At 36.7% G+C, this 12,123-nt stretch carries 13 protein-coding genes and 5 tRNA genes; 9 read left to right on the forward strand and 9 right to left on the reverse strand.

Going from position 1 to position 12,123, the window contains the following annotated elements; genetic code table 11:
• Positions 1-67: 67 nt before the first annotated feature.
• Both ABS301_RS18075 and ABS301_RS18080 read left to right on the forward strand, forming a co-directional pair.
• Positions 68-235: a hypothetical protein gene (locus ABS301_RS18075; RefSeq protein ID WP_349673527.1), complete on the forward strand. Its 168-nt coding sequence runs from the start codon at positions 68-70 to the stop codon at positions 233-235.
• Positions 236-406: 171 nt separating this feature from the next.
• Complete coding sequence (locus tag ABS301_RS18080) at positions 407-964, forward strand: hypothetical protein (RefSeq protein ID WP_349673528.1); 558 nt, start codon at positions 407-409, stop codon at positions 962-964.
• 196 nt (positions 965-1,160) lie between these two features.
• On the opposite strand, the gene ABS301_RS18085 is transcribed toward ABS301_RS18080, so the two are convergent.
• The 6 genes from ABS301_RS18085 to ABS301_RS18110 form a co-directional block, all read right to left on the reverse strand.
• Positions 1,161-1,697 carry a GNAT family N-acetyltransferase gene (locus ABS301_RS18085; RefSeq protein ID WP_349673529.1) on the reverse strand — a complete coding sequence of 179 codons (537 nt, stop codon included), beginning with the start codon at positions 1,695-1,697 and terminating at the stop codon, positions 1,161-1,163.
• Positions 1,698-1,711: 14 nt separating this feature from the next.
• The gene (locus ABS301_RS18090) at positions 1,712-2,362 is read right to left on the reverse strand and encodes a class I SAM-dependent methyltransferase (protein ID WP_349673530.1); all 651 of its coding nucleotides are present in this window, start codon (positions 2,360-2,362) and stop codon (positions 1,712-1,714) included.
• Positions 2,363-2,582: 220 nt separating this feature from the next.
• Positions 2,583-3,113, reverse strand: coding sequence for a GNAT family N-acetyltransferase (locus ABS301_RS18095; RefSeq protein WP_349673531.1), 531 nt, complete (start codon positions 3,111-3,113; stop codon positions 2,583-2,585).
• A gap of 222 nt (positions 3,114-3,335) precedes the next feature.
• Positions 3,336-3,560, reverse strand: a complete 225-nt coding sequence (locus ABS301_RS18100) for a hypothetical protein (RefSeq protein WP_349673532.1) — start codon at positions 3,558-3,560, stop codon at positions 3,336-3,338.
• Between the two features lie 69 nt (positions 3,561-3,629).
• Positions 3,630-4,256 (reverse strand): hypothetical protein, encoded by a 627-nt coding sequence (locus ABS301_RS18105; RefSeq protein WP_349673533.1) that lies wholly within the window; start codon positions 4,254-4,256, stop codon positions 3,630-3,632.
• A 697-nt stretch (positions 4,257-4,953) separates the two neighbouring features.
• The gene (locus ABS301_RS18110) at positions 4,954-5,934 is read right to left on the reverse strand and encodes a glycosyltransferase family protein (RefSeq protein WP_349673534.1); all 981 of its coding nucleotides are present in this window, start codon (positions 5,932-5,934) and stop codon (positions 4,954-4,956) included.
• Positions 5,935-6,063: 129 nt separating this feature from the next.
• Between ABS301_RS18110 and ABS301_RS18115 the strand changes: the two genes are divergently transcribed.
• The 3 genes from ABS301_RS18115 (at position 6,064) to ABS301_RS18125 (ending at position 9,803) form a co-directional block, all read left to right on the forward strand.
• Positions 6,064-6,303: a CatA-like O-acetyltransferase gene (locus tag ABS301_RS18115; protein WP_349673535.1), complete on the forward strand. Its 240-nt coding sequence runs from the start codon at positions 6,064-6,066 to the stop codon at positions 6,301-6,303.
• 377 nt (positions 6,304-6,680) lie between these two features.
• Positions 6,681-7,898 carry a 6-phosphofructokinase gene (locus ABS301_RS18120; protein ID WP_349673536.1) on the forward strand — a complete coding sequence of 406 codons (1,218 nt, stop codon included), beginning with the start codon at positions 6,681-6,683 and terminating at the stop codon, positions 7,896-7,898.
• Positions 7,899-8,156: 258 nt separating this feature from the next.
• Positions 8,157-9,803, forward strand: coding sequence for a sensor domain-containing diguanylate cyclase (locus ABS301_RS18125; RefSeq protein WP_349673537.1), 1,647 nt, complete (start codon positions 8,157-8,159; stop codon positions 9,801-9,803).
• A gap of 143 nt (positions 9,804-9,946) precedes the next feature.
• Here the strand turns inward: ABS301_RS18125 and ABS301_RS18130 are convergent.
• The 3 genes from ABS301_RS18130 to ABS301_RS18140 form a co-directional block, all read right to left on the reverse strand.
• Positions 9,947-10,030, reverse strand: a tRNA-Leu gene (locus ABS301_RS18130).
• A gap of 176 nt (positions 10,031-10,206) precedes the next feature.
• A tRNA-Leu gene (locus tag ABS301_RS18135) sits at positions 10,207-10,290 on the reverse strand.
• Between the two features lie 48 nt (positions 10,291-10,338).
• Positions 10,339-10,422 (reverse strand) — tRNA-Leu (locus ABS301_RS18140).
• Between the two features lie 158 nt (positions 10,423-10,580).
• Here ABS301_RS18140 and ABS301_RS18145 point away from each other — a divergent pair.
• The 4 genes from ABS301_RS18145 (at position 10,581) to ABS301_RS18160 (ending at position 11,997) form a co-directional block, all read left to right on the forward strand.
• Positions 10,581-10,664, forward strand: a tRNA-Leu gene (locus ABS301_RS18145).
• 66 nt (positions 10,665-10,730) lie between these two features.
• A tRNA-Asn gene (locus ABS301_RS18150) sits at positions 10,731-10,803 on the forward strand.
• Between the two features lie 301 nt (positions 10,804-11,104).
• Positions 11,105-11,368 (forward strand): hypothetical protein, encoded by a 264-nt coding sequence (locus ABS301_RS18155; protein WP_242980347.1) that lies wholly within the window; start codon positions 11,105-11,107, stop codon positions 11,366-11,368.
• Between the two features lie 59 nt (positions 11,369-11,427).
• The gene (locus tag ABS301_RS18160; protein ID WP_349673538.1) at positions 11,428-11,997 is read left to right on the forward strand and encodes a DUF6143 family protein; all 570 of its coding nucleotides are present in this window, start codon (positions 11,428-11,430) and stop codon (positions 11,995-11,997) included.
• The last annotated feature ends 126 nt before the right edge of the window (positions 11,998-12,123 follow it).

The raw sequence follows: 12,123 nt of genomic DNA on the forward strand, positions 1-12,123 counted from the left end.
AAAACTACTTATTAATTTAAAAGTTTTATGGTATAATAAGTCATTAATGAATAGAAAGGAGCTTGCTATGAAAGATTTTTTTAATGAGGAATGGAATATTCTTGACAAAAAGCTCATCGTATCAACAGCATTATTATTAGGTATCATTATTGGTTTTGTATTTGCTCCAATAAAAAAAGGAGTTTATTGCGGCAACCATAACGGAAATACTCAGCTTTCTAAAACACAAGATTAAATATAACAGAGTTTTAACCGCTTCGTACGAAGCGGTTATTTTTTATTTACTGATATTATCTTCGGAGTATCAAAGAAAGCCTATCAGAGTCTTGAAACGCAGGTAAGCTTATCTTGAATTAAACGTATTGTTTTGTTATTATAGATTTATATCTTACTTTAGGAGGAAAATATGTTCATAACACCATATAATTACGGCAAACAGCACACCGACAGTCCAGTAAATTTAAACATCGATAAGAAATCATCTATGTTTAAAAATGATTGGGATAATAGTTCGAATTTATCATCTACCTCAGGCAAGTCTATAAAAATTTATTTAAAAACTCCAGACATGCTTTATTCTGGCGGAAATGGAACTGGTTTATCCTTTTTCCTAAAATATGCAGAGGAATCAACGTCTGATGACCCGGTTATTTTTGCAAAAGGGGTTGACGAAAAGGGGAATGAATTTGAACAGAGCGTATCAGTTAACAACATAGACCCTTCCAATGCCACCTACGTGGAAATGAGAGCACTGGAAGCTTATAATCATGTATATCATGGTGTTATGAAGATGTCTTCTCTACCTCTTGAAAGCGGTCAGATGGCTTTACATGACAGACGCAATTTTTTTGAGATGTACAAAGAGGGAATAAAGAATTTTAACACCTTAAAGAAATATGATTTGTCCGCTGTTTATGAGCAATGTTATAAATCGTATTTGGATATTGCAGCAGGGCAAAAATGAATACATCGTTAGCTTATTCTTTCCTATAGAGGTGTTTTTCAAAGACAGGTAGCTCCCTCATATACAATACCATCCATTTGGCACAAGCACCTCTTTGCCTTGTAATAACCGTTCTTTTACTTTTTTAAATTTCAGTTTTGTTGATTTCTGACAATAAAAAACTACTAACTAAATATTGATAGTTAGCAGTTCGTTATTATAATCTCCCAATATAATAAAATGCATCCTTTTTGTCCCTAAATTCATTTATACCCAGATATTTCATGCCTATTTTTTGAAGCACTCTCCTCGAAGCTACATTTTCCGGATCAGCCATTCCATAAATACCGATGATGTTTGTAGTCTTGAATGCTTCAGATATTATTTCTTTTCCGATTTCAGTTGCATATCCTTTATTCCAAGACATTACACCGAGTTTCCATTCAATCTCAGGTTCGTTTTCCTTAAATGGATTTAGACCGGCTAATCCAATTATCTTGTTACTTGCTTTATCAATTATAGCACCATGAAAACAATCTAATGTGACAAAATTTTTATCCATAAAAAACCGAATGTATTGCTCTGTCTTAAGTCTATCCCAAGGACGATTTTTATCTTTTGTATATTGGTGAACTAGGGGATTTGACATAATCTCATATAACCGATCTATATCGTTTATCGTATATTGACGTACTAAAAGGTTTTGAGTTTCCAAATAAATATGTATAAAATTATTTATTGTTTTTCCCTCCAATTTTGCATTTTGTTTTATTTTCTACACAAGCAGTGTAGTACGATTCCATCTTCTGTCTTATGTATTTTTCCGGGTTCGCAGAGTACCACAAAAAATCCAGCATTTTTAGCGTGACTTAAAAGCTCTTGGGGTAAAAATGCTTCCCAATAAATTTCAGTATTGGCATATGGATAAAACTTTTTACCGCTTAGATATTGCTTATGGTGTTCCATTAAATAATCATAATCATGACCGGAAAAACTTAGTAAGCCATCTTTTTTAAGAACGCGCTTACATTCATTTAGGAAGTTTCTCTTATACGTATCCCCATACAATAATCCAAATGTTTGCGCCCATATAATGATTACTTCAAACGAAGCATCATCAAATGGTAATGTATACCCATCATATACCAAGAAATCAATATCATAACAGTTTTTTAAGGATAATTTTGTAACTTGTTTAATAACTTCTTCTGAAATGTCAATGCCTATAATAGAAAATCCCAAATCGAAAAGAGCAAATGCCTCTCTCCCCATTCCACACCCAATATCAAGAATTTTTGCTTCTCTCGGGAAAAAGTCAGCGACTGCTCGTTCCCATTTTTTAAGTTCACCTTTGTTCCAATAGACCATTTCATCTACATTTTTCTTATCCTCATACCACTTGTGCACGATATCACTCATGACATATTCACCTCACTTATTACCAATAATTTTCTTACTTTATATTATATTACTGGAAAAGCTACTAACTATCAATATTCAATTATCAAAGAACAAGATTTCTTCAAATTTCAGTTTTATCGAGTAAATTACTGCACAAAAAAACTACTAACGTAATATCAAAGTTAGTAGTTTAGATAATTTAATATATCAAAATATGTGTTCATTCCAATTACTCATACTATATCGTGCAATCGAGGGTCAGAATTTTATGCGGGTATTTTTTATTACGAAAAATTTCATCTTTTATTTGCCCGTTAAAAGTAAATCCTAGCTTTTCTGCAAGCATAATTGACTTATCATTCTCAATAAAAATACAAGCATTTATGTCTCTTACTTTCATATCATTTCGAGCAAATGCGCATATTGATTTCAGCGCTTCAATCATATAACCCTTTCCCCAATAATCTGGGTAAAGGTCATACCCAATATCACAAAAGCCCTTTGATTTATTCCAACAATGAAAACCACATGTGCCGATTTTAGTCCCATCGCTCTTTCTTACTAGAATCCACCGATGCTGTGCTCTTGGCTCTGATTGTATATAAAAATTAATAATTTCGTCAGCACCTAAGATATCTGCAATTGGCTCAGCGTCGAACAAATATCGATTTACTTCGTTGTTTGAGAACTGTTCTAGTATAAACTCTCTGTCATGCATTGAGATATTTTTCAGAAACAGCCTATCAGTTTCAAATTCTTTAAAAAACATTTTAGTACCTCCATATGATAGAGGGCTAAATATAACTTCCCCTCCAATTAGTTTTGTTTGTCATACTTACCAAGCTCCTTTCTTCAATATTTATTAAACACCGACAAGTGTTATAACCTATTTAATTTAAATTATCTCTTTTACTAATTCAAAGTTGTAATTATTATACCATATTATTCTACTAACTCACAATATTAAGCTTTCAATGTACCTTACTGCTGCTTAATTGTTTTTATCAAATAACCCCCAAAAGGCAATCAGTAAACCTGCTAATGCAATAGCGCTAAATAAAACTGTTACTGGGACAAGACCAAGTCTGGATAAATTCCAAAGAAATGAATAACTCCCATTAATCGTTATGTCTTTCAATGCGGATCCCGCTATCAGAATTGCACATGATAATAGTCCTGCCAAAAACATCATCGAACCCAATACTACTTTTTTCATTATATCTTTCCTTTCCCATTACTTTCTACTATATATAAGTATATGTCTGCTTCTTTCAACTATCAATACTCAGTTTGATTTAAGTTGTTTTTGTTTGATTGCCTGCCAGACTTCTTCATCCAGATCTTTCAAATTTTTTACATTTGAATCTAAAAAACCATTATATATAAATTGCAAAGCTCTATAACCTTCACCTTGAAGGATTAAAAATCCTACATTATAATTAGATTCTGAAAAATCGTATTTATAATCATGAGAAGAAAGTAACCACTGTGAGAATACATAATATCGATATCCATCATTATCAACCTCGCATATTTTTGACAATTCCTTATTGCCTAATTTGTTTTTTTCATTATTTATATTGCCATAGGCATATAAATCTCTATTATACGAAAGTAATGTTTCTTTATCAATTCCGTCAATCTTAATTTTTGCAATTACGTAGGGTATATATGAATTACCTTCATCAGATTTTTCCTGATACAGTTCACATGATGAAAACTGAAGAATATGTTCTTTGTATTCCATATCATAAGGCAAAATTCTCAAATTAAATATTACTCTCTTATCACCTTCATAAATGCTTACACCTTTATCAGCTTCAAAATTTTGCATTATCTGGACATCTTTTGAACAGCCCGCCAATAAGATAATTGCAGAAGCCAAAAATATTGTTAAAAAATACCTTTTCATAGCACAGCCCCCTATTGCTCATCTTTATATTCCATTATATCATAATTTGCTTTTTTGTTTTTGAAATTTCTTTACAAAGCAGTGAATTGATTAAAAGTATTCCGAAAAAACTGCTAGCCGAAGTACCGATGATATCAGAAATTTTTAATAAGATAGTAATATATTCCACCGGGTTTTTACATACACGATAAACGTATTCATTGGTGTAGGTACAGTAAATCCAGAAAGGAACAGGATTGTTTTTCCCAGCCTTTAAGTTTGCCTTATAAGCAGTACATACGGAAACTCTGCCATGTACCAAGTTCAATATCCCTTGCCGGCTTATGAGCGTTCCTCACAGCTTTATTAATGGCATCATTCTTTATCAGTTTTATTTTCCATAAATTCACCCATGAAAAATGCGCCCAGCCGAAACCAAGCGCACGTTAATATACTTTTCACTAATATCACAATAACATATTATGAATGGGAAATGTGGGAATGTTATAAATAGCAAATTTGATGACTAACGGCTAATAGGTCTATGGAATCTTTTTTAGTAACAAATAACATGAAAGCCCGTCTGGCAGTGACCAGCCGTTTAATGCACGGCGGTGCACTTGCGAGGCCCGGTATTGTGATTGGCGCAACTGAAAAAATTAATGACGTGACTGCCCTGATCGGCCCGGTTTTCATGGGGATTTTCGATTCGTTTCATCTATTTCGCTGTTATAAATATCTTATTGATTATTTCTTCAGCTCTTTCTTTATAAGTGTGATTTTGTACGCTCATAACAGCATTTTTACGAACCTTTATATATTCATCTATGTTTTTTCTATAATATTCCAATAACTCAAGGGTCTCATCAGAATTATTAGCAATAGCCATTGCACCGCTATTTCCAAACATATTTTTTATAGCAGTATTATAACAAGAAAGCCCGAAACCTCCGGAGCCTAAAATTTCAAAGGTACGTCTTGTTATAGTTTGATCATTATTTTGAGTGATTAAATTTATAAAGGAATTATTATATATATCACAGGTCTTCTCATATGGAATTGTACCTTTAAACCATTCAATTGGTACATCGAGATTTAGAAAATTTTTTATAACCTGCTTATATTCTGTTGTACCATAAAAATCTATTTTATAATTATTTTCAATTAAAGGTTTTAATATAATAGGTATTGCTTTACTATAGCGGAAGTGCGCAGGATAATGATTTGAATACCATAACCATGCATTTCCTACTAAGCTAATCGTATTATTTTCATTTTCAGATATTGATTTTGGATAATGAATGGTGGGATTATAAGCAAAATCAAGTCTCTCACAGGGAATACTTTTACTTTTAAGCTTTTCAAGCATTTCAGGACAAATCGAAAACACCATATCGGGCTTTGATAATTCAAAACCTGCCATCTGTAAATCGAATTGGCCAACTCCCTCGGTATCCCAGCAAACACACTTATAATTTGGTGAATTTCTGGAACCGATATGATTAAGCATAGAATGTTGAAAATAACCCATATAAGAGGAAAGAATTAATAAATCAGGATTTATTAATTCCATTAATTTATCAAAATTTTCTATAGAAGCCGGTGTTATTATTTGCGCTTCATGACCTGCTGCAGTAAATCCCCATAAAATATCGCCTGCATAAAGCTTGTCACAATAAATTGCTACCTTATATTTCATATTTAATAGTCCTCTTTGCCCTCTGGCGCACGGAATTTTAACAGTAATACTAAAATTATATGAAATAAAAAAATCAGTTGCTACTTAAAACTTTTTTATATAATTGGCTTAAGAAAGGCTGGTGATTATATGAGTTATCATTATCTTGATATGGAACACTATCTTCGGCGGGGGCAGTTTGACCTTTTCCACAATATTGCCCATCCCAATGTGGGTATGACTGTAAACCTGGATATCACCTGTATGATGAACAGCATAAAGAAAAAGGGGCTGCCGTTTCATTTAACCTTTCTTTACGCTGCAACTCAAACGGCCTATAGTTTGTTGTATAGTACGTTACTACCAATGCTAATTATAGGTTGTTTTTGATTAATATTTATTCATCTATAATCAGCTAATATGCATATATCAGCTATAATCACTTATAAAATACCACCATTATTCATTCACAGTTTTTTCACACGCCGTACAAAAATTATTTACATCTTCTACAAACTTACTTCACATCTCTCCTATATACTAAGTTATAGAAACAAGAACTACTCCAAACTTGTTTTATAAAACTTTTTTTCATAACTCGCCGGTGAAACCCACATTTCACCGGCTCCTCCCTTTTTATCCTCTTTCTTCCATTTCCATTCCTTTCCAATTCCCTTATATCCTTTAAATTGGGTTGCAAAGATGTAGTTTCTATTATAGAATAGGAAACGTGCACCTGGCATATGCAGATTTGGAGGAAATTATACATGAAGAAAAATGTAATCGTAGGACAATCCGGCGGACCAACCGCTGTGATTAATGCAAGCCTTTACGGCGTTATAATAGAAGGAATGGCTCACGAAGAGATCGGCCGGGTTTACGGCATGATCAATGGCATAGAAGGCTTCATGTCCGGGAATTATATGGATCTGACCAATGATTTAACACAGGAGGAACTGGAGCTGCTGAAACTGACACCAGCGGCATACCTTGGCTCCTGCCGTTATAAACTGCCCGATGATTTGTCATCACCATTCTACCCTGCACTGTTTGAAAAATTTCGTGCTATGGAGATTGGTTATTTCTTTTATATTGGCGGTAATGATTCCATGGATACCGTAAGCAAGCTATCCCGTTACGCTTCTCATCACAAAAGCAGCATTAAATTTATCGGTATTCCAAAAACCATAGATAATGATCTGATTCATACCGATCACACTCCCGGATTTGGAAGTGCTGCAAAATATGTGGCTGACACGGTACGGGAAATTGTTTTGGATTCCTGTGTTTATCAGCAAAAGTCGGTGACAATTGTTGAACTCATGGGACGTCATGCAGGCTGGCTCACCGCTGCCAGTTCACTTGCAAGAAAATTTGAAGGAGATAATCCTGTCCTGATTTATCTTCCGGAAGCTGCCTTTGAATTTGAACAATTTGCAGACGATGTAGAAAAAGCTCTGTCTAAAAAAAGTTCCGTTATTGTCTGCATCTCTGAAGGTATTTCTGATGCAAATGGAAAATTTATTTGTGAGTACGCTGACGAAGTCCGTACCGATACATTTGGCCACAAGATGCTGACCGGAAGCGGTAAAATGTTAGAGAATTTTGTCCGCAATCGCTTCGGCGTAAAGGTTCGTTCCATCGAGCTTAACGTAAATCAGCGCTGCAGCGGCATGCTTGCATCGGCAACCGATATTGAAGAGGCGGTTGCGGCCGGCAGAGAAGGAATCAAAGCTTCCTTAAACGGAGCAACAGGTATTATGATCGCCTTCAGACGTATTTCTGATTCCCCCTATCAGATCCAATGCGTTACGGTTGATGTAAATAAAGTATGCAACAAAGAAAAGCTATTCCCTTCCCATTGGATCTGCGATCATGGTACCAATGTTACAGAAGATTTTCTTATCTATGCCCTGCCTTTAATTCAGGGTGAGCCAGACAGGATCATAAAGGATGGCAGACCTCTCTACCTGTACCGGGCGTAATAGCGGGGGGACAGAAAAAAGACTGTTTGAAACTGACAACACAGAGTCGGTTTGAAACAGCCTTTTTTCTGTTCATGATATATTTTCTCAACTACTATTTTTTCTGTTTCTACCTTACCCTTTTTCCCTATACGAATTACATGTTTTGTATTTATTTTATTATTTTTGTTAAATAAGTAATTTTTTGTATGCTTGCCTCATATGCTTATAATAATAGATATTTCTATTTTCTAACGCACTTATGGGAGAAAGTGAACAATGGACGGAGATGTTTTTTTAGACCGCATACCATGCGGCATACTAAAGCTTAAGGCAGAAGAAAACTTTCCAGTTTCTTATTCAAATGAAATGATTAAGAACTGGTTTCAGTCACCTTCCTGCCTTGAGGATATGATCTGTGATTCTGAGTTTAGTGAAATGGAAGAAAGAATTCACAGTCATATGGAAACGGAATCCAGTACCTTCAGGCTGGAATTCAGATCCAAAGCGATGGATAACCACTGCTGGTTCTCCATGGATTTTAATTTTATACGAGAAGAAGAGTTATTCTATTGTTCTGTATCGGATATCACCTGCCTGAAAAGGAGTATGGAAAGCCTGAGAGCTCAGGAGGAGCAATACCGCCTTGCAAGCCGTCATTCCGGCTGTATTGTATGTATCTACGATATACCAAACAGGACCCTTTCTCCTTCCTCAGAATTTACCAGATGTTTTCCAGCTCAATTTAACACGCCCCTTTCCCCGGAATATTTAATAGAAAATGGCGTTGTACATAAGGAGAGCATTAAAGATTTTCTGGACTTCTATGAAGAAATGGAGCGGGGTACTCCGGAAGGTGAATGCGCAGTCAGGCTAAAAACCGGATCCGGGGAATATCACTGGTTTTCCAAGCATTTTTCGCTGGTATATACGGAAGAAAAAAAGCCACTGCGTGGAATCATTTCCTATCAGGATATTACAGATCAATATGAAAAAGAGCTGGCATATCAACGTTGGGCTGAGTATATGCGGGAACAGAAAAAAGACTGTATCGGTTATTATGAGTACAATACCAAATCAGATCTGTTTGAAGAGATAATTGGAGAAATGACCAGCAATGTTCCGGATGAAGCAAAAAATTCTTTTGCCGATATCATGAATTATATTGCAGAGCATGAGATTTTCGAGGAAGACAGAGAGCTTTATTTAAGTTTCTTTAATAAGGAGCACCTGCTTTTTCAGTATTATCAGGGAAACCGCTCTCTCCGGCTGGAACATCGCCGTTTAAGGGCTGATGGCAGCGTCTGCTGGACTCTTGGTATGGTACAGATTGTCACTGACCCTTATACGGACACCATTAAGGCTTTTATTCTAATTAAAGATATTGATGCCTCAAAGCGGGAAGCTCTGACTTTACATGAGCTGTCCCAGCAGGACTGTCTGACGGGACTGTTAAACAGATCCGCTGCAATCCGGGCAATCCGTCATATCTTAAACAGTGGGAAGGGACATCATATCCTGATCATGCTGGATATTGATCAGTTTAAACAGTTAAACGACAATTATGGTCACCAGTTTGGAGATAAGGCGCTTCATCGGGCCGCATCAAGGCTAAAATCTGCACTCCGGAGAGATGACGTCTTTGGCCGTTTAGGCGGCGATGAATTTATCATTCTTTTGAAAGATGTTTCTTACAGCATGGATCTATATTCCCGACTGGAAAACCTGTGCAGTTTAATTGGAAGCGCTCTGGAACCGGAAGTACATATATCAGGAAGCTTAGGAACTGCCGCCTACCCGGAGGACGGGGTCACGTTTGAGGAATTGTATAAGAAAGCAGATATCGCACTGTATCAGGCGAAAAAACATGGCAGAAACCAGTATACGGTTTATGAACCTGGGATGTCCATGGCAAATATTGAGTAAATAAAAAAGAGAGGTGTCCCTCTCTTTTTTACTGTTAAAATTGAAAGCTTTCTTTTATTTCATCTTCCGGATCCCACTTTTACCAGGCTGCTTCCAATAATATAAAAAATGCCCTGCAGTTTTCATGCAGGACATTTTCATCATGCAGAAGAAGGGACTTGAACCCTCAAGGTATTGCTACCACACGGACCTGAACCGTGCGCGTCTGCCAATTCCGCCACTTCTGCTTTCGCAATTGCACAAATTGATGAATCAATTCGTACAATTATAATACTATACTTTTCCAAAATAAGCAAGCACTTTTTTATTTATTTATTCGTTTTCCTGAAACAAATATCATTTTATTGCAATAATAAATTGTAATAAAAAAGCAGTTCTTCATCAATGAAAAACTGCTCTTCAATGCGGGAGATGGGACTTGAACCCACACGATCATACAACCACAAGATCCTTAGTCTTGCCTGTCTGCCAATTCCAGCACTCCCGCATGTCATATTATATAAAACCTTATAGCCATGACACTCCATAAGATTCGTGCAGAAGAAGGGACTTGAACCCTCAAGGTATTGCTACCACACGGACCTGAACCGTGCGCGTCTGCCAATTCCGCCACTTCTGCAATTCGTCGCTATCTCTTTCAGCGACAATAGCTATTATAGTATACAAGCCTGGTTCTGTCAACACGAATTTCAATTATTTTTAAAATATTTTTTTTGTATATATTTTTTAAATAATATTGACAATTATTCGTAAAGATGGTAAAATTACTTTCGTTGTGCGGGAGTGCTGGAATTGGCAGACAGGCAAGACTAAGGATCTTGTGGTTGTATGATCGTGTGGGTTCAAGTCCCATCTCCCGCATTTTCAATAATAAAAGAGAGTTTTATCTTGACATATTTTACTTTCAGAGTATAATAGGTCGTATATTCCTCGATAGCTCAGTTGGTAGAGCAAACGGCTGTTAACCGTTGGGTCGTAGGTTCAAGTCCTACTCGGGGAGTTTTCAATCACACTTTATGTGTGATTTTTTTATTGTCTTTTTCAGAAAGCATATTTTTTCATATTTGATCATATATATAACTGTACATACCTGTCAAGGTGGTACTTAGGTGCTTCTTTCTGCACCCGCATTTCCGGGCGGAAGTCTCAATCTCCTGTAGACTTCCGCCCCTTTTTTCCCTTTTCAGATTTTGTTAACTGGAATCCATAAATCTCATATAATAATAATAACATAAAACGAAAGGGTGTAGAATATGCCCCCATTCCCACCTCACGGCAACCCTCCAGGCGGTCCAATGCCTATGGGTCCTCCACCATCGTCCGCGCCGCCAAAGCCCGCACAAGCCCGTTCTGGATCAGCTACCAAAATGGTCAGCCCAGGTTCCATGCAAAACTGTATCGGACGTTTTACCTATATATGGATGAGCAACGGACAGGAGTTCTGGTTCTTTCCAATTCAGATCTGGCGTGACAGCGTCTCAGGCTTCCGCTGGGACAGAAGATTTGGTTGGTCATACACAGGAATATCGTTAAATCGGATTGATATGTTCACCTGTTCCTGGTAGAGTAAGCAACTCCAGCCAGACCGTTAAACGATAACATTTCAGAAAGGTGATGTGGTAATATGGATCAATATTCATGCCGTTACGATACGTGCATATTACCCAAAAAAGCAGATATACCCATAGAACTCTACAAATCGCTGCAAGGAAAATATTTTATCGGCTACGCAGATAACCTGTCTTTTGGCAACAACACCAGCGCCTGGGCCAGGTTATATAATCCCAGCCGCTCACAGGTAAACTTATACGTAAATGTATGGACTGTTACAGATATTTCAGAAGCTCCTTACCGCGCTCAATTTTGGTTCAATGCAACTCCACCTGGTACCCCAATGGATTCATATTTGGTAACGCCTACCAATACTGCTATTATTCCTTTGCCGGAACCAATAATAAAGTTACAGTATGCCTCCAATGTGGAGGGCGACCCAACGGGAGGCGTAAAAGCATTTGTACGCAGAGCTCAACCGGAAACAACTCTGGTAGAGAGTGAAAATGGCAAACTTATATTCCCGCCGGGAGGTTCTTTATTGATATTCCTCTCTACACCAGAATCTCCAACTTCTTCTGCCTCTGGCAGAATAGCCTTTGGCTGGTGGGAAGAAAGTATTTATGATGCGTGTATCGGATGACCGGATTACCAGTGAAAGGAAGCAAAAATATCATTTTTGCTTCCTTTCAGCATTGAAAACTACAAAAAAACGGCTCTTTGTCAATAGTTGGGGTGGGATTCATACGAATCCCGCCCTTTTCTTGCG

It is taken from the genome of Lacrimispora sp., from assembly GCF_031982545.1.
Taxonomy (GTDB): Bacteria; Bacillota; Clostridia; order Lachnospirales; family Lachnospiraceae; genus Lacrimispora.